The organism is Vibrio diazotrophicus (assembly GCF_038452265.1).
In the GTDB taxonomy this organism is placed as follows: domain Bacteria; phylum Pseudomonadota; class Gammaproteobacteria; order Enterobacterales; family Vibrionaceae; genus Vibrio; species Vibrio diazotrophicus.
On sequence record NZ_CP151842.1, the window covers coordinates 2,110,728 to 2,134,011 of the forward strand.

Consider the following 23,284-nt stretch of genomic DNA (forward strand, 5'->3'; position numbering starts at 1 on the left):
GTATTGAATTTTTAACTTGTCAAAGATAACGAAAAGACACTATTTTTCATAGCGCTTTTGTGGGCTTTTTGCGTCTAAATCCGCCAGATAATCTAACTTTTCACCAATCTTAGTTTCTAAGCCTCGATTTGTTGGCTGATAATAGCGGGTTCCTGTCATTTCAGGTGGCAAATATCGTTCTCCGGCAGCGTAGGCACCGGGTTCATCGTGAGCATAGCGATATTCAGCACCATAGCCTAAATCTTTCATCAAACTGGTTGGTGCATTTCGCAAATGATGAGGCACTTCATATTCAGGCAAGTTGTGTGCATCAGACAATGCTTGTTTCCATGCCGAATAGACGGCATTACTTTTGGGTGCACAGGCTAAATATACAATCGCTTGCGCTATGGCTCGCTCGCCCTCGGCAGGCCCGACACGAGTGAAACAATCCCAAGCAGACAAAGCCACTTGCATTGCTCGCGGGTCAGCATTACCGATATCTTCAGACGCAATCGCTAATAAACGTCGAGCAATATATAACGGGTCACAACCTGCAGAAATCATACGTGCAGCCCAATACAAGGCTCCATCGGGGTTTGAACCTCGAATGGACTTGTGAACCGCCGAGATTAAGTCGTACCAAATATCACCTTTGTTATCAAAGCGGGAAACTTTCTCTCCTGCGACTTCAGCCAGAAGACTTAAAGTAATGAGCTTGTTCCCATCACTATCTTCTTCCGCCATGTCATAAAGCAGCTCAAGGTAGTTGAGCGACATTCGCGCATCGCCATTCACCAACTCTGATAATCGCTCTAAAACGTTATCTTTAAATACGGCTTTGGTTTTGCCTAAGCCTCGCTCTGAATCATTAACCGCTTGTTCCAACGCCTGAAGAATCTCTTCTTTACTTAAAGACGTCAGCTTATAAACACGCGCTCGCGATAACAGAGCGTTGTTAAGTTCAAACGAAGGGTTTTCGGTCGTAGCGCCGATAAAGGTCACAGTGCCGTCTTCAATATGTGGTAGAAAAGCGTCCTGCTGCGATTTGTTAAATCGGTGCACCTCGTCGACAAACAAGATGGTGCGGCGGCCAGTCAGCTTATTCTCGCGAGCTTTTTCAATCGCAAGACGAATCTCTTTAACACCAGAGGTTACCGCCGAAACACGCTCCACTTCCGCATTGGCATAATTTGCCGCCACTTCAGCCAGCGTTGTTTTACCGGTACCCGGAGGCCCCCACAAAATCATTGAGTGAATTTGTCCTGCTTCCAGAGCCTTACGCAATGGCTTACCGACACCCAATATGTGTTGCTGACCAATATACTGGTCAACGGTTTGCGGACGCATACGTGCGGCAAGGGGACGAAAATCTTCGTCCCCTGAAAAATCTAAAGAGTAGTTACTCACTGTACCAATTACCTAGATCCATCGTTAGTTACGTTGGTCATCAACTTCCACGCCTTTAGGAACATCAAATGTGAATCGATTCATTGCAGGCTTCTGTTGTTTTACATCATTAAAACTAAACAGGCTTTTCTGACCATCTTGTTCTAATACATTAAATCCTTTTACCACACCTTTTTCATCAATCGTAATTTGAAATTGCCCCTGATTTGATTCAACAGCCGTTGGCGTCAAGGTAAACACATCATTATCTTGTTCAACTTTGTAGGCATCCCAATCACTGGTGCGGTTGCGAGTAAGCAATACAAATGGTGTCTGCTCCATCGCTTGTTCTTGGTTATAGATGGTGACCTGTTCGATAAATGGGCTGTAATACCAGAGAGATTCGCCATCAGAAACCAGTAAGTTTTCGTCAGGATCAAGTGTTTCCCAACGGAAAAGACTTGGACGTGCGATATCCACTAAACCACTACCATCCATTACTATTTCGCCATCTGGGCTGATAACTTGTTGTTCAAACTTGGCGCTAAACCCATCCGTCAGTGCAAGACGCTCACTTAAATTCTCTTTAGGTGTCGCCAATACAGAGAAACTACAGAATAAAAGAGCTAACCATTTTTTCATTGCTATTCGGCTCCTAGCCAATTCATGTAAGGAAGTTATATCTAAGATTCTTCCTTGTTATGTCAACCTTGTGTGGAAAAAGTTCGAATCTCGCCACTTTTAACGAAAGTTAGCGCTGCTGTAAAACCTGAAAAAGAGGCTTAGTTTCCGCAACAGTGCTTAAACTTCTTTCCGCTTCCGCATGGGCAAATTTCATTGCGACCGATATCTTTATATGGGTTTACGTTCTGCGCTTTTGCACCAATCATGGCTTCATCAGCGGCTAAAGCAACTTCGTGAATCATCAGATCCAATTGCTTCACCATATTTTCGAGTTTTGGCAGGTCAGTGAAACCCGCTTGTTTCATTTGCTCGTGGGTCTGTTCTTCGTCAATAGCAAGCATTAGCGTTGTCAGCAGAGCTTGTAGCATTCGAATCGAGCCATCTGATGTTGCCACTTCTTGCCACGAAGGCTCAATGGTTGGCCACAATGTCATAAAGCCTTCAGCAAAGTCCGCTAACGCTTCGTCAAAACCAGAATCTTGTTGATCGAGCATAGAGAGCAAACCATATTCGTTGAGCTTAAGCTCGTGATATTGAGCATTGATTTGATCGGTAATCAGAGTCTTTAAAGTTTCAGCTCGGTCGCCAAATACTGAACTTAACCATGTTTCAGGATCTAAAGGCTTTGTTGCTAAGTTTGCAACCAGAACAACACCTTCGATAAAAGCAGGCGATTCGCTGCGATCCACTGAACTTAGATTCACAAATTGATAACTCATTTAAACTCTTCTAGCTTTTGATAATTTTGATTGTTTCCGCATTATAACCTGAACTTACCAATAAGTTCTCGTGCGTATCTCCCGAACTTTCTCCAGATTACCTTCATAAACTCTCATTCAATTACTTTCAGGACATCTCGCCAAGTTAGCGAACAAAGGCCTAGTGCGGATTTCGTGACATTTCATCGCCATACCTCTACAATCTCGCCTCCATTTTAGACAGTAGTAATAAGATCTTAGTATGCGAGTTGTTTTAGGCCCGATGGAGGGCGTATTAGATAGCCTGATGCGTGAAATGCTGACAGAAATCAATGACTATGATTTCTGCGTCACTGAGTTTGTACGTGTCATCGATCAAACGCTACCAGATCATATGTTCTATCGTCTCTGTCCAGAGCTAAAACAAGGTTCTGCGACTAAATCTGGTGTACCTGTCAAAGTTCAGTTGCTTGGACAAGAGCCTGTTTGGATGGCAGAAAATGCCGTTCGCGCCGCAAGCCTAGGTGCATACGGTATCGACCTTAACTTCGGATGCCCAGCGAAAACCGTCAATAAAAGCAAAGGCGGGGCTGCTCTATTGCAACAGCCAGAACTTATCTATCAAGTTGTCAAAGCGTGTAGAGAGGCAGTTCCAGCACACATCCCAGTTTCAGCTAAAATCCGTCTTGGCTGGGAAAACCCTGATGACTGCTACGAGATCGTTGATGCAGTGTCCCAAGCCAAAGCCGATGAGCTAACCATTCATGCTCGAACCAAAATGGGCGGCTATAAAGCAAGTGAAATCAAATGGGAATACATTGATAAAATCCGTCAGAAAACCTCTGTACCGCTTATAGCGAATGGCGAAGTATGGAGTTATCAAGACGGTCAGGATTGTATCAAAACCACAGGTGTCGATTCCCTGATGGTATGCCGTGGTGCGCTGAACATTCCAAACTTAGGTAATATGGTGAAACATAATCACGAGCCTATGTCTTGGAATGAGGTGGTGGAACTGCTGATTAAATACTCTGAATACGAAGTAAATGGTGATAAGGCCAAATACTATCCAAACCGAGTGAAACAGTGGTTTTCCTATCTGCGTCAGGCTTATCCTGACGCAGCAGATCTATTCAGAGAGATTCGTATCAAAAATGATGTTGATGCAATGGTTGATCACTTAAAGCGATATAGAGACGCGCTTTACGCTTAACTCCACCTATTAAAACACCAGTTTATCTTTACCCGTTGTTTTGGCTTGATAAAGCTTCTCGTCTGCGATTTTGAACAGCTTGTCGAAATCGCAGCCTTTGTCACTTTGTATAATCTCTACACCACCCGAAACGGTAAAACCATTCTCGACCACTTTAGAAGACTGACTAGTAATTGCATCTTTCACACGCAGCATAATCTTTTTCAGAACGTCGCTATCATCACCCGTTAAATAAACCACGAATTCTTCTCCACCGAAACGCGCTACCGCATCAGTATTACGGATACTTTTTTCTATTTGTTCGCCGAGATAGCAAATAACATCATCCCCGACGTCATGACCGTAGGTGTCATTGATCGATTTAAAATTATCGATATCCAGTATAGCTATGGACAAATACTGCTGGTGATATTTTCCGCGCAGGAACTCTTCCATTCCCCTTCTGTTGAGAACACCTGTCATAGGATCATGCGAAGCTAAATCAGCGTAATAGCTCTTTTCAACTCGAGTACCAAGATGTAAGACGCCAATAACAGTCACTAAGTAGGAAAGCAAAACTACCGCCAAACTCATACTCATTTCATCCACAAACTGCGTGATTTCGGCACGCCAATCCCAGTGGTAGTAGAGATAATGGTCCATGTTGGTGTAGCTGACTTCCAACTTGTGTGGCAAATACGCTGAACCATCGGTCGGCAGCGATTCTGTGCGTACTAACCTGATCTTCCCTGCCACGGGAGATAAATCTCCGATAAGCTTATCGACGCTGACATCGAGTACAACCACACCTTTAAAGACCGCGTTCTCAAAAACGGGCATTGCTAATGTCATGTTATTTCTTTGCATCAGCACTTCACTAAACGCACTCGGTCCTATTACAGAAATAACGTCCGGATTTTGTGATGCTTCTTGCCAGAAATTGCGTAGCCTGACGGTTTTTAGTTGCTCTTGGGTGATACCTTGAATGGCTTCTTTAGGTGAAGAGATGATAAAGCCATGTTCATCAAGATAATGAACGCCGATAACATAATCATCGAGGTCATGAAGAAATGAAATGATGGGTGCCAGAGTGACTTTCCTTAAGGCTAATTCAGTCACATCACTCGAAGCGTTACAGTACTTTTCATCGCCTATCATCATGTAACTGATGTTAATTGGCGGAGAGGAATGGGCAAGATTCTTAGTAATCATCAGCGACTCTTTAGGGGAGAGTTGGCAAACGCCATTGACCACTTCAATATTAAAATCTGTTGCCTCTGTTAATGTGGACTCATAGTAACTGCTAAAACCGTAATCCAGTGCGACTAGTATTTTCCCCGCTCGTTGCAGCATGGCATTCACATTTCTATATTCACTGGTGATCTGCTGGTTCAACACCATTAAATACGAGTAAACCATCATCGACAAAATAGCGAAAACCAAAATCAGTGGTCCAAAAATAACGATTTTTTTGTAGTTTTTCTTCGGCTGCATATATTTTCTTCAAACCAATACCAAGTAGGGAAATCTTTTCAATCAACAGATTAGTACACTTAACACTTTTTTTATATGCATATTGTATCGTTATTCCAAGCCGCTACGCCTCTTTTAGATGTATCTCAATATTGCAGCAGCGGCTTAGTGTCGAGAAAGCCGAAATTAAGTAACTGATTCATTTTTATAAGTAAACAATCAAGGCTTCGTGCTCATTCCCATAAGATAAGCCTTACTGCCAACTTCCACCGACAGGTTGCCCGAAACGACTTCCATTTCATTACCGGATTTAGAACAAATGACCTTGCCGCTCTCAATCCCCAACTTCCAGATTGGAACAGACATAGACTGAGGTACATCAGAGGCGTTTATCACAACCAAGATAACTTCTCCGCCAAAGACTCGAGCATATGCAATACAACCATCTTGAGCATACAAAATCTGCAAAGCACCTTGTTGTAATGCCAGATGATTTCTTCTCATTGCTACGAGCTTTTTGAATCGCTCTATTTGCATAGAGTTCTCAGTCTCTTCCCAAGGAAAACAACGACGATTATCAGGGTCTAAACCACCTTGCAGATTCACCTCAGTACCATAGTAAATACATGGTGTACCAACCATGGTCATCAACAACACTAAACCTATTTCAATCAATGCATCGTCACCATTAACCGAGGTTGCCCAACGCATAGTGTCGTGGCTGTCCAGTTGATTAAGCTGTGCCAATTGATTCAGCCAAGGCACTTTTGCCTGAGCTTCAACAATCCACTCAACAAATTCCTCTGCGCTAATGGAAATAGGGTCATAAGCAATATCTTGCCCCGTGAGCCAAGCTAGAACCGGATGCGCAAAACCGTAGTAGTTCATCGCTCCGTCTTCTTGGTCTCCCTGTAGCCATTGTGTCGCTTCAAAGAAGTGTTCGCCTAAAACATAAGCTTGCTGATTCTCTTGTTTCACCGAATCGCGGAACTGTTTTACATAGTAGGCATTGTTGATGGCTCCTGAACCCTCACCTAGCATATGAATCACATCAAAACGCCATCCATCAATTGAATAAGGCGGGCGAAGCCAGTGTTTGATCACTGAATCCTTGCCCTGATAAATATAATCACGCACCTCTTCGTTTAAGAAGTTCAACACGGGTAAGTTTTCAACACCTTTCCAACAGGCGTAGTGATTATCTTGATCGAACAGGTAATAGTCACGATAAGGAGACTTCTCAGAGCAATACGCACCATTTTCATAATGGTTGAAGCGGTCAAACCAAGGATGTTCAGCAGAGGTATGATTGAATACGGCATCAAGCACAACCTTCATTCCACGCTGATGAATCTCAGCGCATAGCTGAGCAAACTCTTCATTGGTTCCTAGATGAGGATCAACATTAAAGTAATCCGTCGTGTCATATTTATGATTACTCAATGAGGTAAAAATAGGATTCAGATAGACCGTAGTGATACCAAGTTGCTCTAGGTAGTCTAACTTGCTTCTGACACCTGCTAAATCGCCACCATAGAATTCCAAAGAACCATATGAGTCGTGAGAACTGACGGGCTCGCCCCACTGTTTAGCAATCACATTACGTTTCCCGCCGCGAACAGAATATTCATTTGTCTTAACACTGATGTCAGGATTACCTTTGCAGAAACGATCAGGAAATATTTGATAGAAAACCTGCTCTTTTACCCATTCTGGAGGCTGATACAAAGCGTCATACTTAAAATGATACTCTCGTGGTGGGATACGGTTATGCACGCCTCTGGCATCAAGCCAATGTTGCGCACTGCCACTCAACATCTTAAACACATAGTGAGTCAGTGATTTATCCGGATTAACAGGGATGGTAGCGCTCCATTGGTTTAAGCGCCCTAACTTTCCACAGGGCTTCATTTCCACCAATGATTCTTCGTTGTCCGGCTCATGTCTGACATACACCTTCTGATACAACTCAGACTCTGTGTTTAGAATAAGTGTCAGTTGACCATCTTGATAAGATAAACCGTCGGATGTTTGGGCATGAAAAGCGAAAGGTAAAGACATGCTGCTCCCCTAATATGTGATTCCTGTTGCTTGTTAACTTACCTCTTTGTTAAAAAAGAAAAATCCTCCTTACACAGTTAGCGATTTGCGCATAGTGTAAGGAGGATCACGTTTAGTAGGATGAACTTGGGGGATTAGTTCAGCAGTAAGCTATCGTCAGACAGTTCTTCACCACGAACTTTAGAGAACATCTCAAGCAGATCAGGTACTTGCATATTGGCTCGTTGATCACCGGATACGTCCAGAACAATTTCACCTTGGTGCAACATTACCGTTCTGTCACCACACGCTAGTGCGTCTTTCATTGAGTGAGTCACCATCATTACGGTCAAGTTAAACTCTTTAACGATTTTCTTGGTTAAATCGATAATGAAAGCTGCCATGCGAGGATCTAGAGCTGCGGTATGTTCATCAAGTAACAATAACTTACTGTCTGAAAGTGTTGCCATCACAAGACTCACTGCCTGACGCTGACCGCCAGAAAGCAAACCGATGTTATCTCCAAGACGATCTTCTAAGCCTAAACCAAGAATACTGATTCGCTCTTGAAACAGTTTGCGACGATTGGTTGAAAGAGAATGCTTCCAGCCACGACGTTTACCACGCATATACGCAAGCGCCATGTTTTCTTCAATAGTTAACGCTCCGCAAGTACCTGCTAGCGGATCTTGGAATACACGAGCACAAAGGCTGGCACGTTGGTCAACACTGCGGCGAGTCACGTCAATATCATCGATATTAACTTTACCGCCGACCATAGGTGTTTCACCTGTTACCGCGCCAAGCAGTGTTGATTTACCCGCACCATTTGAGCCAATAACGGTAAGAAATTGGTGTTCTGGCACTTTCAGATCCACACCTCTTAACGCTCGGTTCTCAAGGATAGTGCCAGGATTAAATGTAACTTGAATATCTTCTAAATGGATCATAATGCTTCTCCTGACGCCTTAACCTGCTTAGATACTTCTGATTTCTTAGCAGGCCCACTACCCTTTTTTGGCTTTCGATTCCTTTTCATTCTCGGCATGATTAACGCCAGAGCAACTAGCACTGCAGTAACCAAGTTCAAGTCCGAAGCTTGTAAACCAAACATTCCCGAACTTAATGCAAATGCCACAGCTAAACGATAGAGAACCGATCCCACGATAACAGCGATGACGGCTACCCAAATTTTACGGCCGGGAATGAGTGTTTGACCCAAAATAACAGCAGCCAAACCAACGACTATGGTACCTACACCAGAAGTCACGTCCGCAAAGCTGTTGGTTTGTGCGAATAAAGCACCAGCAAAGCCCACAAAGCCGTTTGACAGTGCTAAACAAAAATAGGTGTAAAACGCCGTACTCGCACCTTGCGCAGCAACCATACGAGCATTCACGCCTGTGGCACGAAGCCCCAAGCCAAAATCACTGTTCAGTAGACGAACAACAAACAGAGCAGAAATAAGTACCAGTACCGCTACAACCAAAGGACGAATGAGCATAGGGTCGCCCATCGTTTCAAATGGTGTCAGGATCGTATCTTCACCGAGCAGAGCTAAGTTAGGACGTCCCATAATGCGGATATTAATTGAGAACGCAGCAATCATAGTTAGGATTGACGCTAATAGATGAAGAATTCCACAACGAACCGTCAAAAACGCCGTTACCCATCCGGTTGCCGCACCAGCAATAATAGCTAAACCGGTAGCGATCCATGGGTCAATACCAGAAACAATCGCGGTTGCAGCTACAGCAGCACCCATAGGGAAACTGCCATCAACGCTCAAATCTGGGAAATCAAGAACTCGGAAAGTCAGGTAAACACCAAGTGCCACCAGACCGTAGATAAGGCCAACCTCTAAGGCGCCAAAAAAGGCAAAAGCAGACATACAAACTCCCTTCTCTGCTTAATCAAGTTGGCGCACTACTACGCCAACTCTTTTAACAATGGTTCTATTTAACGCTTGTTGCGCGATCCATAACGGACTTAGGAATTTCCAGACCTAGCTTTTCAGCCACAGTCTTGTTAATCACTAAATCAGAACCTTTCGCAACTTTAACATCCAAAGAACCAGGAGCAGCACCTTCTAGAATAGCAGCTACGTAATCCGCAGTTTGAACGCCAATTTGGTAGTAGTCGAAACCAAGACTAGCAACTGCACCACGCTCTACATATGATGTTGCAGCGCCAAACACAGGTGTCTTAGCTTGGTTTGCAGCGACAATCATACCTTCAATTGCGCTGGCAACAGTATTGTCAATCAGAGCATAAATAACGTCTGATTTTGCAGAGATTGCTTGTGTTGCTGACTGTACATCTGCACTTTTCAGAGCAGTTGCTTCAACCAGAGTAATTCCGTGCTTTTTAGTGGATGCTTTTAGTAGCTCCATCAAGCTTACAGCGTTTGCTTCACCTGGGTTGTAAACCACACCAATTGATTTCACGTTTGGCATGATTTCTTTAATCAACTCTACGTGTTGTTCAACCGGAGAAAGGTCTGAAAGACCCGTTACGTTTTTACCAGGTTGCTCCATTGTCGCAACCAATTTTGCGCCTACTGGGTCTGTCACCGCTGTAAATACAACTGGAATGTTTTTAGTCGCTGACACTAGAGCTTGTGCTGTAGGTGTTGCAATACCGACTAACACATCTGGATTTTCACCCACAAATTGACGCGCAATTTGTACAGCAATAGCAGGGTTACCTTGCGCTGTTTTGAAATCAAACTCTAGGTTTTTGCCTTCTTCATAGCCTTTTGCTTTCAGGCCATCAAGAAGACCTTGACGTGTTGCATCGAGTGCAGGGTGTTCTACGATCTGTGAAACCGCAACTTTAGCGGTTTTAGCCATAATGCTGTGGGAAGAAAGTAATGCAGCTCCGGCTAGAACGGCGGTAGCAATGACCTTGCTTGCTTTCATCTTAACTCCTTGATTTAAAGCATATAGTAATGTGATGTTGTGTAATGTTTTTTAGTTATTGTGCAATTAGCATGCACTTATGGACATTATTACCAGTAACTATGCGGAAAGGGAAGAAACATTTAACAGCGAAATAACAAAAAGAGAGGAAGAAACAGTATCTTGAGTTTGGTGACTAAAAGAAGGCAAATAACGACTATTTTTTGCTCAGAAGAAAGCCTCTACAACAGCCATGAGCTTGGCTTCATATCGGAAAACAAAAAAGGCTCTAATGGATAGATTAGAGCCTTAACAATTCGTTTAATTAAAACCAGCGTTCTAAAGCGGTTTTATCAAGCTGACGGAATGCACGATTAAGTACCATTGCCAGCTCTTTGTATCGAGGCTTCGATTTTATCGGTTCAAGAGCAGAACCTGTTTCAGCAATTTTTGCATGAATTTCGCGATACCAACCTGCTAGTGCGGGCGGTAACTGAGTATTCGCTCTGTTACCTAACCACCACATACCTTGCAAAGGTAAGCTGATGGCAAACAAAGCAACAACAACCGCTTGTGGCATAGCTTGAACATTTTGAAAACTCATTTGAGTTAACACGCTAATAGCGGCGACCGCTGGCATAACTTTGATACCAAAACGCGTCGCTTTAATAATTCGCGATTCAGGAAAAAGCAGATTCAACTCTTTCCGCATAGGCCAAACTTGCATGTATTTCTGGCCGTCTTTCAAGCTGTGGATGATTCCGACACGATTACTCATACCACTTCCTCACTCTCAGTTATCGCCTCTTGTGGGCGAATTCGCTAAAAAATAGTTGAATAGTTCAACGAATAACGTAAAAATTTGATAAAAGCTAATATTGTTTCAAATTTTTTTTGTTATATTACCCCATTATCGCTATCCTTTGCGGACTCTCAATCTCATTGTTGCCCTTATTTACAATTTAGGCAACTTTAAGACTAATCTGCAAGGAAAGCAGCAGACGATTTCAATGACGAAGTCACGTCTCTAGATAAGGAAGTTAAAGCTTTATTGATTAAGATTAGTACCAATTGCTTATGCATCTACTATTCTTGTCATTGATTTTGTCCTAACCGATTATTACAGGTAGTCACACATGTCTAAGCTAGTTTTAGTTTTAAACTGCGGTAGTTCTTCACTTAAATTCGCTGTTGTCGATGCACAAAACGGCGACGAACATCTTTCTGGTCTTGCAGAATGTTTACACCTTCCAGAAGCACGTATCAAGTGGAAACTTGATGGTAAGCACGAAGCACAACTAGGTGAAGGCGCTGCTCACGATGAAGCTCTATCTTTCATCGTAGAAACTATTCTTGCTTCTAAGCCAGAACTTGCGGCACAAATTAAAGCTATCGGTCACCGTGTTGTACACGGCGGCGAGAAGTTCACTAAATCTGCTCTAATCGACGATGCTGTTCTTCAAGGTATTCAAGACTGTGCAACTCTAGCACCGTTACACAACCCAGCACACATCATCGGTATTAAAGCAGCTCAGAAAGCTTTCCCAGCACTGAAAAACGTTGCTGTATTCGATACTGCTTTCCACCAAACTATGCCTGAAGAAGCGTTCCTATACGCACTTCCATACAAACTATACAAAGAACACGGTGTACGTCGTTACGGCATGCACGGTACTTCTCACCTATTCATCGCTCGTGAAGCAGCTGAACGTCTAGGTAAACCAGCAAACGAACTTAACATCATCAACTGTCACCTAGGTAACGGTGCATCAGTTTGTGCAATTAAGAACGGTGAATCAGTTGATACTTCAATGGGTATGACTCCTCTTGAAGGTCTAGTAATGGGTACTCGTTGTGGTGATATCGATCCTGCGATCATTTTCCACCTACACGACGCTCTAGGTTACTCAGTTGAGCAAATCAACAACATGCTGACTAAAGAGTCTGGCCTTCTAGGTCTAACTGAAGTGACTTCTGACTGTCGTTTCGTTGAAGACAACTACGGCGCTAAAGAAGAAGCAACTCGTGCGATGGACGTATTCTGTCACCGCCTAGCTAAATACGTAGCTGGTTACACTGCAAGCCTAGATGGTCGTCTAGACGCTATCGTGTTCACTGGTGGTATCGGTGAAAACTCTGCTCCAATCCGTGAAATGGTTCTTAACCGTCTAGCAATCTTCGGTATCGAAGTAGACAGCGATGCAAACCTAAAAGCACGTTTCGGCGGCGAAGGTGTTATCACTACAGCAGACAGCCGCGTGCCAGCGATGGTTATCTCAACCAACGAAGAGTTGGTGATTGCTGAAGACACCGCAACTCTAGCAGGTCTTTAAGTTTCTAACTGGCTAACCTAACGGTTAGCCAGATTTCTATAGGGGCTTAGCTTTTATTCTCACTTGAATCATTAACTAGGCTTTATTTCAATCCAATCTATCTCTTAGATTGCATCCAATAGTTTGAGGTACCTTACAGATGTCCCGTACTATTATGCTTATCCCTATCAGTGCTGGCGTGGGTCTAACCAGCGTGAGCATGGGTATTTTACGCGCTATGGAGCGTAAAGGCGTAAACGTTTCTTTCTACAAGCCTATTGCTCAGCCACGTAGTGGTGAAGATCAACCAGATCTGACTTCAACGATTATCGGCCGTAACAGCGATATCAACATTGCTGAACCTTTGCCTATGTCTACGGCTGAAACGCTAATCGGCTCAGAGAAAATGGATGAGCTACTAGAAACTATCGTTGAGCGTTACAACCAGATCAATAAAGACTCAGAAGTGACGTTGATTGAAGGTTTGGTTCCAACTCGTAAACATCCATTCGCTAACCAAGTGAACGCTGAAATTGCAGCAACACTTGGCGCTGAAATCGTGTTCGTTGCAACTCCTGGTACTAACAACCCAACACAGCTGAAAGAGCGTATTGAAATCGCCTGTTCAAACTTTGGTGGTACTAAGAATAAGAACATTAAAGGTGTCATCATCAACAAGCTTAACGCTCCTGTTGATGAAGCTGGCCGTACTCGTCCAGACCTATCTGAAATGTTCGATGACGCAGACAGTGCGATTCAAACAAATCTTGAAGTAATGCAGATCTTCAATACTAGTCCTATCCGTGTTCTAGGTTGCGTGCCATGGAACATCGAATTGATCGCGACTCGCGCAGTGGATATGGCTAAGCACCTAAACGCTGAAATCATTAGTGCTGGTGAAATCAATACTCGCCGTATTAAGAGCATCACCTTCTGTGCACGTTCAATCCCTCACATGATTGAACACTTCAAACCAGGTTCTCTGCTAGTAACTTCTGCAGACCGTCCTGACGTAATCGTTGCGGCTTCTCTCGCAGCAATGAACGGTGTTGAGATTGGTGCTGTACTTCTTACTGGTGGTTACGATATCCCTTCAGAAATCGTTGACCTATGTAAACCTGCATTTGACTCTGGCTTGCCAATTTTCAAAGCGCAAGGTAACACTTGGCAGACTTCTCTGAACCTACAAAGCTTCAGCCTAGAAGTTCCAGCTGACGATAAAGAGCGTATCGAGTTCATCAGCGAACACGTTGCGAGCCACATTGATGGCCCTTGGATTGATTCTCTATCTGAAGGCACTCAAGGTATCCGTCGTCTGAGCCCTCCAGCATTCCGTTACCAGCTAACAGAATTTGCTCGTCGCGCGGGTAAACGTATCGTTCTGCCTGAAGGTGACGAACCTCGTACAGTGAAAGCTGCGGCTATCTGTGCTGAACGCGGTATCGCAACGTGTGTGCTTTTAGGTAACCCAGACGAAATCCGTCGCGTTGCTGCACAACAAGGTGTTGAGCTAGGCGCTGGCGTTGAAATCATTGATGCGGATTCCGTTCGCGAAAATTACGTAGCTCGTTTAGTTGAACTACGTGGCGCGAAAGGTATGACTGAAGTTGTTGCTCGTGAGAAATTGGAAGATTCTGTTTTCCTAGGCACAATGATGCTTGAAGCGAACGAAGTTGACGGCCTAGTATCTGGAGCTGTTCACACAACTGCGAACACTATCGTTCCTCCGTTCCAAATCATCAAGACGGCACCAAATGCGTCAATCGTATCTTCAATCTTCTTCATGCTTCTGCCTGATCAAGTATTGGTATACGGTGACTGTGCAATCAACCCAGATCCAACGGCTGAACAGCTAGCAGAAATCGCTATCCAATCGGCTGATTCTGCAGCTGCATTTGGTATCGACCCACGTGTTGCAATGATCTCGTACTCTACTGGTGAATCTGGTAAAGGTGCAGACGTTGATAAAGTACGTGAAGCAACTCGTATTGCTCAAGAGAAACGTCCAGATCTTATTATTGACGGCCCTCTACAATACGATGCAGCAATCATGGAAAACGTGGCAGCGTCTAAAGCTCCTAATTCCCCAGTTGCAGGTAAAGCGACAGTATTCGTATTCCCAGATCTAAACACAGGTAATACGACGTACAAAGCAGTACAACGTTCAGCAGACCTAGTATCAATCGGTCCGATGCTACAAGGTATGCGTAAGCCAGTTAACGACCTTTCTCGTGGTGCGTTGGTTGACGATATCGTGTACACAATTGCTCTTACCGCTATCCAAGCAGACCAAGAAGCAAAATAGTCTTCACTTAGGTCTCCAGATATTATTAGCAAAAGCCGCAACCTAGTTGCGGCTTTTTTATTCTTAATAAAGTTTAATCCCTTCCAACAAGCGTTTGTCGAAAATTCCTACATATCTGCCAAACCCCGCTCAATAGAATACTACAGCTACTAACTTTCAATTTTATAAGTCTAATAACATGAATCTACTAAAAAAATCCCTCGTCGCTAGCGCAGTTCTAGCGAGTACTTCTGCATACTCTGCAGGTGTATATTTGCACGAAATCGGCAACAATGACCTCGGTTTAGCCGCTGCGGGCAAGGCTGCACGCGCTCAAGATGCCTCAGTTCTGGCTGCAAACCCTGCGGGCTTATCTAATGTCGAAGGGCAATCGTTTACTGGCGGTATGATGACGCTTTATGGCGATACCGAATACCAAATGCAAAGTTCTAGTGCAGGAAACATTGTTGGTTTTGTTCCCCTCGGTTCTGCATTCTACAGCCAGAAAATGAATGACAAGTTAACACTTGGCATCGGTGTTTACGGTAATTATGGAATGGGTCTAGAGTACGAAAACTTCCCTATCAAAACTGCAGTAACACAAGCTCTCACCATTCAGCCAACCGCTTCTTACCAGATCAACGATCAATGGTCAGTTGGGGCTGGTTTAGGTATCCAATATGGTATGTTTGATGTAGAAGCTGGCGGCGCTCAGATTGACGATACTGACATTGCCTATAACGCCAAACTTGGTGTCCTTTTCTCACCAAATGAAAACACCCGATTCGGTATCGGTTACTCTTCTGAAACAGAACTCAAATTTGATGTCAATGTATTAGGTCAAACCGTTGATCCAGCTGTAATGCCACAAACACTGACTTTCAGTGCATTCCATCAGTTAAACGATAAGCTCGCTGTAATGGGTAACTTAGGTTGGGAAGACTGGAGTGAATACGAAACTTTCACTAAAACTCCAACTCAGGATACCTACCATATTGCTGTAGGTTCACGCTACCAATTAAACAAGAAACTAATATGGAATGCAGGTTTGGCGTTTGATAGCAGCCTATACGAAAATCAATCTTCGGGTGACTTTACTATCCCAACAGGTGATGCATGGCGTATTGGTACGGGTATGGAATACGATCTAGGTGAAGGCCGTACAATGGGCCTAGCCTTTGAAGTCGTATTACTTGAAGACTCCAAGACACAGGCAGGCCAGTTAAGTGGTGGTTTTGAAGATCCTACCTTATATTTCCTAACCGCTACCTACAGCTGGTCAGGTCAATAACACTTAGATAATAAAACTTAGCTAATAAAAAACGCATCGTAAAAGATGCGTTTTTTATTTATACCAAATCTCTGTTATGTGGAGATTCTAGATCCAACTCAGGCCCAACAGGCACTACTTGCGTTGGATTGATGCTGGTATGACTGAAGTAGTAGTGTCGTTTGATATGGTAAAAGTCCGTGGTCTCTTTTACTCCCGGAACTTGGTATAGCTCTTTCAAATAACCATTCAAATTTGGATAATCTGCAATTCTTTTTTTGTTGCACTTAAAATGGCCAACATATACCGAATCGAACCGAATAAGCGTAGTAAATAGACGCCAGTCTGCCTCTGTGATACTAGAACCGGCCAGATATCGATTATGAGCCAGATGTGCATCCACTTTGTCTAATGCTTCAAATAAAGACTCATACGCTTCTTCATAGGCTTCCTGCGTCGTTGCAAAGCCACAACGATAAACACCATTGTTGATGTTTGGATAGATATAATCATTCCACTCGTCGATAACATTGCGCAGTGCATCAGGATAGTAATCGACGTGATTATCAGTTAACTCATTAAACGCACGGTTAAACATACGAATTATTTCAGACGATTCGTTACTTACGATGGTTTGAAGTTTCTTATCCCACAACACAGGTACAGTAACGCGGCCAGAATAATCAGGTTTCGCTTGAGTATAGATTTGGTGAAGCTTGGTGTGTCCGAACAGAGGTTCTGGAATGCCGAATTTCCAACCATCGTGGAGCATATCCGGACAGACAATCGTGACATCGATAATGTCTTGTAATTGCTTAAGTTCACGGAAAATTAATGTACGGTGCGCCCATGGACAAGCCAAAGAGACATATAAATGATAGCGGCCAGCTTCAGGAGAAAATTTGGCGTCAGAACGGCTGTCTATCCAATCGCGAAATCCTGCATCTTCTCGAATGAACTTTCCGTCACTGCTCTTTGTGTCATACCAAACATCATGCCAGACACCTTCAACTAATTTTCCCATTACTCACCCCATTACTAATGCTTAATTCTGGAGTTATTATAGTTGAACGAGATGAATACTCACCCGAAGGGTTTTGGCTTAGTCATTCGAATTTTTTGAAGGTTTTCTTGGGCACAAAAAAAGCGCGACTCAAAAAGAAGCCGCGCTTATGCCCGTCACAGGCTGAATTTACATCTCAACATGTAAGCACGAAACTGCATGGGTATCAGACCCTTGAATTTGTGGCTTAGTTTGAGCACAGATCTCTGTCGCTTGAGGACAACGAGTTCTGAAAACACATCCCGATGGCGGGTTAATTGGTGAAGGCAGGTCGCCTTCAAGCATTTGAATCGTTTTTGCACGTTCCAGCTTTGGATCTGGAATCGGCACAGCAGACATCAATGCTTTGGTGTATGGGTGTTTAGGATTAGCAAACAGCGCTTCAGATTCACCGAGTTCTACTGCATTACCTAAATACATTACCAATACACGGTCAGAAATATGTTTCACTACTGACAAGTCGTGCGCGATGAACACTAGGCTTAACCCTAGCTCACGTTGCAGTTCTTGCAGCAGGTTTACCACCTGAGCCTGAATTGAAACGTCGAGCGCTGATACTGGTTCATCACAGATAATCATCTTTGGATTAAGAATCAAAGCACGAGCAATACCAATACGTTGACACTGTCCACCAGAGAACTCGTGTGGATAGCGGTTGATCACGTTTGGTAACAGACCCACTTTTGCCATCATCTCTTTAACACGGTCTTTCACTTCTTGCTTAGAAAGCTCTGGATAGAAAGTCTGTAGCGGCTCAGCGATGATGTCCCCTACTGTCATACGCGGGTTCAAAGACGCCAGAGGATCTTGGAAAATCATCTGAATATCTTTACGAGTTTCGCGACGTTTCACTTCCTGCATACGAGTCAAATCTTGACCTAACCAGACCACTTCACCGTCAGTTGCCTGTACAAGGCCGATAATTGCGCGAGCAAAAGTAGACTTGCCACAACCAGATTCACCCACAACGCCTAGAGTTTCACCTTCGTAAAGGCGAACGTTCACACCATCTACAGCTTTAAGCTTCGCTGGTTTTGACCAAGGCCATGCTGATTTAGAAGCGATGTCAAAGTGTACTTTTAGCTCTTTAACATCTAACAGTAATTTCTTATCTACACTCATTTCGTCCAAGTCTCCCAGTCAGAAAAACATGCGCGTTGACGATCATTGCCAAATGGCGTCAGGATCGGCGCTTCACGTTTACAGCGGTCCATTACACGATGACAGCGGTCTTGATATGGACAACCCGGTGGCAGACGAAGTAAGTTTGGCGGATTACCCGGAATGGTTGGTAATACATCACCTTCAGTATCCAAACGAGGGATTGCTTTCAACAAGCCTTCCGCATATGGGTGGCTCGGTTGATAGAAGATCTCATCAACCGTGCCGTATTCCATTGTGCGACCTGCGTACATTACAAGCACTTTGTCGCAAGAACCCGCAACCACACCTAAATCGTGAGTGATCATGATGATTGCTGTGTTGAATTCAGATTTGAGTTCATTAAGCAGATCCATGATTTGAGCCTGAACCGTTACGTCTAATGCAGTTGTCGGCTCATCAGCAATCAATAGTTTCGGACGACATAGCAGAGCCATTGCAATCATTACACGCTGACGCATACCGCCAGAAAACTCATGCGGATACATAGTAATACGTTTGCGAGCTTCCGGAATTTTTACCGCTTCCAGCATGCGCACAGACTCTTCAAACGCTTCTGCTTTGCTCATGCCTTTGTGCAGCATTAACACTTCCATCAACTGATCGCTAACCTTCATATAAGGGTTAAGCGACGTCATCGGGTCTTGGAAGATCATTGCAATTTGTTCTGCGCGAACTTTATTTAACTCTTTTTCAGGCAGGTTTAGAATTTCCTTACCTTCAAACTTTGCGCTACCAGAAATGATACCGTTCTTAGCCAAAAGGCCCATGATTGAGAATACAGTTTGAGATTTACCCGAACCAGATTCACCAACGATACCCAGTGTCTCACCTTGATTTAGTGAGAAGTTCAAATCGTTTACTGCGGTAACAATACCATCTTGGGTAGTGAACTCTACACGCAGGTCTTTGACATCTAATAAAGCCATTACTACTTCCTCAATTCTTATCTGTCTTTTGGATCCAGCGCGTCACGGAGACCGTCACCCACGTAGTTAAAGCAGAACAGTGTGACCACCATGAATGCCGCAGGGAAGCCAAGCTGCCAAATTGCGATTTCCATTGTGTTTGCACCTTCTTGCAATAGTGCTCCCCAGCTTGTCATAGGCTCTTGAACACCTAAACCAAGGAAAGATAAGAATGACTCAGTCAGAATCATGCTAGGAATAAGCAGCGTCGAATAAACAGCGACGATACCTAATACGTTTGGAACAATATGACGAGTAATGATCTTCCAGTTACTCACACCACATACGTGTGCCGCTTCAATAAACTCTTTGCTGCGTAGGCTCAGCGTTTGACCACGAACAATACGCGCCATATCAAGCCATGCAATAGCACCGATAGCCACGAAGATCAGAACGATATTACGTCCAAAGAAGGTCACCAATACGATAACCAAGAACATGAATGGCACTGCGTACAGAATTTCGAGGATACGCATCATGATACGGTCAACACGGCCACCGATGAAGCCAGACGCCGCACCGTAAAGTGTACCGATGAGTACTGCAACCAGTGCGCCCATCACACCGACCATCAGAGAGATACGTCCACCAACTAAAGTACGAACGTAAATATCACGGCCTAAACTGTCTGTACCGAACCAATGCTCTGCATTTGGAGCAACGTGCATTGCGTACCAGTCAGTATCGTCATAAGTAAAGGGCGCAATCATTGGTAAAAAAACAACCGCCAACGTCATAAGCGTGAGAATAAATAGACTCACCATCGCGGCTTTATTGCGCATAAAGCGAATACGAGCGTCCTGCCACAGGCTGCGACCCTCGATTTCAAGATTTTCGGAAAACTTTTCAATCGCTTCCAGATTTTCTTTTTTCGTCAACATAGTAATACTTCCTTAGTAACGAATTTTCGGGTCAATCGCTGCCAACAAGATATCTACAATTGCGTTGAACAGGATAAATAAGAAACCAATAAGAATGGTTACACCCATTACCAGAGAGTAGTCACGGTTAAATGCCGCGTTTACGAACAACTTACCAATACCCGGAAGGCCAAAGATGGTTTCAATAACAACCGAACCAGTAATGATACCTACGAATGCAGGCCCCATATAAGAAACTACTGGTAATAACGCAGGTTTCAACGCGTGCTTAACGACGATGTATGGATAGCTCAACCCTTTTGCTCGCGCAGTTCGAATGAAGTTACTGTTTAGAGTTTCAATCATTGAACCACGAGTAATACGTGCAAATGTTGCTACGTATAACAGAGACATACCAAGAACTGGCAGAGCCATATATTTGAACGACCCGTCTAACCAGCCCCCAGCAGGGAACCAACCTAAGTTAATAGAGAAAATGTAAATCAATACCGGCGCGAGAACGAATGAAGGCATTACGACACCAATCATAGCAGTAGCCATAATTGAATAGTCCAACCAAGTGTTTTGCCTCAAAGCGGCAAGTGTCCCGACAGTTACACCCATAATTACTGTGAAGATAAAAGCGGCAAAACCGACTTTCGCTGACACAGGAAGGGCTGCAAAAATCAGCTCATTTACAGAGTAATCAAGGTATTTAAATGAAGGGCCGAAATCACCTTGTAACACGTTGGTCAGATAGGTGGTGTACTGCTCTAATACAGGCTTATCAAGTCCATATTTCGCTTCAATATTTGCCATTACTTCTGGCGGTAGAGCACGCTCGCTTGAGAAAGGGTTTCCTGGTGCGAAACGCATGAGAAAAAACGAAACTGTAATCAAAACCAACATGGTTGGAATTGCTTCCAGAACTCGTCTAATAATGAATTTAAACATAAACTCACTCTTCCAGTCTGTGACTATTTAAAACAAAAAAATACTGCATGTACCATCCGCGAACCTCAAGCACATGCAGAATATTACTTAATTATAGTTTTATAGCTTTGCTAATTTATTCAGCTTTGATGTACAGATCTTTTGAGTAGATCTTTTCTTCTGCGTTGTTCGCAGGGAAACCGCCTACTTTTGGAGAAAGCAGACGAGTCTTAACATACTGATAAATTGGAGCGATAGGCATATCTTTTGCCATTAGAGCTTCCGCATCTGCGTAAAGTTTTTGACGTTCTTCTTCGGAAGTAGAAGTCAGTGCTTTATCGATGATTGCATCGTACTCTTTGTTGCCCCAGTGTTGACCACCAGTGGTGTTATTACTTGTCATCAAAGTTAGGAATGAAGACGCTTCGTTGTAGTCACCACACCAACCAGCACGAGCAACTTCGAAGTCACCTTGGTCTTTAGAAGATAGGTAAGTTTTCCACTCTTGGTTTTCTAGAGTGACATCTAGACCCAAAGTTTTCTTCCACATAGAACCAATCGCTACAGCAACCTTCTTGTGGTTTTCTGAAGTGTTGTACAGAAGAGTAAACTTAAGTGGGTTGTCTTTACCGTAACCAGCTTCAGCAAGTAGACGAGCGGCTTCTTCGTTACGCTGTTTCTGAGTCATTTTGCCGTAAGCAGGCATTACTGGGTTGAAACCAGAAGTGATCTCAGGCGTTAGGAAGTATGCAGGTTTCTGACCTTGACCCATGATTGCATCGCTCACGATGTTACGGTCAATCGCGTAAGAAATTGCTTTACGTACACGTACGTCATCAAATGGTTTTTTCTTGGTGTTGAAAGAGTAGTAGTAAGAGCATAGGTTACCCACTACAGAAACCAATTCTGGATGATCTTTCTTCAGACGACGGAAATGTTCAACTGGAACGTCGTAGCTGATATCGATCTCGCCCGCCAGGAAGCGGTTCATTTCAGCAACTTGGTTTTCAATCGGAAGGAAAGTTACTTTGTTGATAACTGTGTGCTCGTTATCCCAGTACTGTTCGTTGCGCTTAAGCACTAAACGCTCATTCACAACCCAGTTTTCAACTACATAAGCACCGTTACCAACGAAGTTTTCAGGTTTGGTCCATTGATCACCAAACTTTTCTACTGTCGCTTTATTAACTGGCTTCATTGTTGTGTGACCAGTCATCATAACGAAATATGGAACTGCTGAGTCTAACTCAACAACAAGAGTGTTCGCGTCTTTAGCGTATACGCCTAGCTCACTCTTGTCTTTCTTCCCTGCGATAATGTCAGCTGCATTCTTCATCTGGGTCATTTCCATGTACCAAGAGTATGGAGAAGCAGTCGCTGGATCAACGGCGCGTTGCCAGCTGTATACGAAATCTTGTGCAGTTACAGGTTCGCCGTTAGACCACTTAGCGCCTTCACGAATATGGAAAGTGAACGTTGTATTGTCTGATGTTTCCCAGCGGTCTGCGACGCCAGGAATAACCTTACCGTCAGCGTCTTGGTTTACCAAGCCTTCTAGCAGGTCACGAATAACGTGTGATTCTGGAACACCTTGAGATTTATGCGGGTCGATAGTAGCGACTTCAGTACCATTACCACGAACGATCTCTTGCACTGGAGCTAGCTTAGTGCCTGCTGGCACGTTTGCAGCAAAAGCTGTAAGAGAAGTTGTAGCCACCGCAAGGCCAGCACCTAGTAAAAGTGCTTGTGTGATTTTGTTCTTATACATCTGTATAAACTCCAAGTTTTATTTTTGCATCCATGACTTCTTTGCATGTCGGCTAGAACGGCTAACCTAAAAGATGTGGGAAGTGACAAAAGCATGTCAATTCCTTACAAAGAATGCGGCAAACATTATCAAGCATTGAAGCAATTTGCCATAAAATTAGAATAAAAAGAGATTATATTCTTATCCAGAATGAATAATTAGATGCAACCACTAACCAAAGACTAGCTTGCAGCACAACAAAGGAAAGTAATCCTTTACATCAGATTTAAATCTCGATTTATCTAACTAACGCCGTATTCTCAGCATCTTG

19 protein-coding genes are annotated in these 23,284 nt (G+C 43.7%); 4 read left to right on the forward strand and 15 right to left on the reverse strand.

The genetic code is table 11. The features are described 5' to 3' along the window. Window positions 1-39: 39 nt before the first annotated feature. The 3 genes from AAGA51_RS09615 to AAGA51_RS09625 form a co-directional block, all read right to left on the reverse strand. Window positions 40-1,389 carry a replication-associated recombination protein A gene (locus tag AAGA51_RS09615; RefSeq protein ID WP_042481867.1) on the reverse strand — a complete coding sequence of 450 codons (1,350 nt, stop codon included), beginning with the start codon at window positions 1,387-1,389 and terminating at the stop codon, window positions 40-42. Between the two features lie 24 nt (window positions 1,390-1,413). After that, window positions 1,414-2,010, reverse strand: coding sequence for an outer membrane lipoprotein chaperone LolA (gene lolA, locus AAGA51_RS09620; RefSeq protein WP_042481864.1), 597 nt, complete (start codon window positions 2,008-2,010; stop codon window positions 1,414-1,416). Between the two features lie 140 nt (window positions 2,011-2,150). Beyond that, entirely contained in the window at window positions 2,151-2,771 is a 621-nt protein-coding gene (locus AAGA51_RS09625; protein ID WP_042481861.1) for a YecA family protein, read from the reverse strand. A gap of 241 nt (window positions 2,772-3,012) precedes the next feature. Between AAGA51_RS09625 and dusC the strand changes: the two genes are divergently transcribed. Then, the gene (gene dusC / locus AAGA51_RS09630) at window positions 3,013-3,963 is read left to right on the forward strand and encodes a tRNA dihydrouridine(16) synthase DusC (protein ID WP_042481859.1); all 951 of its coding nucleotides are present in this window, start codon (window positions 3,013-3,015) and stop codon (window positions 3,961-3,963) included. Window positions 3,964-3,972: 9 nt separating this feature from the next. On the opposite strand, the gene AAGA51_RS09635 is transcribed toward dusC, so the two are convergent. The 6 genes from AAGA51_RS09635 to yfbV form a co-directional block, all read right to left on the reverse strand. Next, window positions 3,973-5,436, reverse strand: a complete 1,464-nt coding sequence (locus AAGA51_RS09635) for a GGDEF domain-containing protein (RefSeq protein ID WP_042481856.1) — start codon at window positions 5,434-5,436, stop codon at window positions 3,973-3,975. Between the two features lie 198 nt (window positions 5,437-5,634). Further along, on the reverse strand, window positions 5,635-7,476 hold the full coding sequence (gene malZ, locus AAGA51_RS09640; RefSeq protein WP_042481852.1) for a maltodextrin glucosidase: 1,842 nt from the start codon (window positions 7,474-7,476) through the stop codon (window positions 5,635-5,637). Window positions 7,477-7,610: 134 nt separating this feature from the next. Then, complete coding sequence (locus AAGA51_RS09645) at window positions 7,611-8,405, reverse strand: ABC transporter ATP-binding protein (protein WP_042481850.1); 795 nt, start codon at window positions 8,403-8,405, stop codon at window positions 7,611-7,613. Beyond that, on the reverse strand, window positions 8,402-9,346 hold the full coding sequence (locus tag AAGA51_RS09650; RefSeq protein ID WP_042481846.1) for an ABC transporter permease: 945 nt from the start codon (window positions 9,344-9,346) through the stop codon (window positions 8,402-8,404). The genes AAGA51_RS09645 and AAGA51_RS09650 overlap by 4 nt, the downstream gene beginning before the upstream one ends. 64 nt (window positions 9,347-9,410) lie before the next feature. Beyond that, complete coding sequence (locus AAGA51_RS09655; RefSeq protein WP_042481844.1) at window positions 9,411-10,376, reverse strand: ABC transporter substrate-binding protein; 966 nt, start codon at window positions 10,374-10,376, stop codon at window positions 9,411-9,413. A 304-nt stretch (window positions 10,377-10,680) separates the two neighbouring features. After that, a complete protein-coding gene (yfbV, locus tag AAGA51_RS09660) occupies window positions 10,681-11,133 on the reverse strand; it encodes a terminus macrodomain insulation protein YfbV (RefSeq protein ID WP_042481841.1) in 453 nt (150 codons plus the stop codon). 358 nt (window positions 11,134-11,491) lie between these two features. Between yfbV and AAGA51_RS09665 the strand changes: the two genes are divergently transcribed. The 3 genes from AAGA51_RS09665 (at window position 11,492) to AAGA51_RS09675 (ending at window position 16,242) form a co-directional block, all read left to right on the forward strand. Then, window positions 11,492-12,688, forward strand: a complete 1,197-nt coding sequence (locus AAGA51_RS09665; protein ID WP_042481839.1) for an acetate kinase — start codon at window positions 11,492-11,494, stop codon at window positions 12,686-12,688. Between the two features lie 139 nt (window positions 12,689-12,827). Continuing rightward, on the forward strand, window positions 12,828-14,972 hold the full coding sequence (pta, locus tag AAGA51_RS09670; protein ID WP_042481836.1) for a phosphate acetyltransferase: 2,145 nt from the start codon (window positions 12,828-12,830) through the stop codon (window positions 14,970-14,972). A gap of 178 nt (window positions 14,973-15,150) precedes the next feature. Continuing rightward, window positions 15,151-16,242: an OmpP1/FadL family transporter gene (locus tag AAGA51_RS09675; RefSeq protein ID WP_042481834.1), complete on the forward strand. Its 1,092-nt coding sequence runs from the start codon at window positions 15,151-15,153 to the stop codon at window positions 16,240-16,242. A gap of 58 nt (window positions 16,243-16,300) precedes the next feature. On the opposite strand, the gene AAGA51_RS09680 is transcribed toward AAGA51_RS09675, so the two are convergent. From AAGA51_RS09680 to AAGA51_RS09705, 6 genes are all read right to left on the reverse strand, one after another. Continuing rightward, entirely contained in the window at window positions 16,301-17,245 is a 945-nt protein-coding gene (locus tag AAGA51_RS09680) for a glutathione S-transferase family protein (RefSeq protein ID WP_042481832.1), read from the reverse strand. A 168-nt stretch (window positions 17,246-17,413) separates the two neighbouring features. Further along, a complete protein-coding gene (gene oppF / locus AAGA51_RS09685) occupies window positions 17,414-18,406 on the reverse strand; it encodes a murein tripeptide/oligopeptide ABC transporter ATP binding protein OppF (protein WP_042481828.1) in 993 nt (330 codons plus the stop codon). After that, on the reverse strand, window positions 18,403-19,374 hold the full coding sequence (locus AAGA51_RS09690) for an ABC transporter ATP-binding protein (RefSeq protein WP_042481824.1): 972 nt from the start codon (window positions 19,372-19,374) through the stop codon (window positions 18,403-18,405). The genes oppF and AAGA51_RS09690 overlap by 4 nt, the downstream gene beginning before the upstream one ends. Before the next feature lie 17 nt (window positions 19,375-19,391). After that, the gene (oppC, locus tag AAGA51_RS09695) at window positions 19,392-20,294 is read right to left on the reverse strand and encodes an oligopeptide ABC transporter permease OppC (RefSeq protein ID WP_042481822.1); all 903 of its coding nucleotides are present in this window, start codon (window positions 20,292-20,294) and stop codon (window positions 19,392-19,394) included. A 12-nt stretch (window positions 20,295-20,306) separates the two neighbouring features. Continuing rightward, window positions 20,307-21,227, reverse strand: coding sequence for an oligopeptide ABC transporter permease OppB (gene oppB, locus AAGA51_RS09700; RefSeq protein WP_042481819.1), 921 nt, complete (start codon window positions 21,225-21,227; stop codon window positions 20,307-20,309). Window positions 21,228-21,342: 115 nt separating this feature from the next. Then, on the reverse strand, window positions 21,343-22,974 hold the full coding sequence (locus AAGA51_RS09705; protein ID WP_042481816.1) for an ABC transporter substrate-binding protein: 1,632 nt from the start codon (window positions 22,972-22,974) through the stop codon (window positions 21,343-21,345). Between the last annotated feature and the right edge of the window lie 310 nt (window positions 22,975-23,284).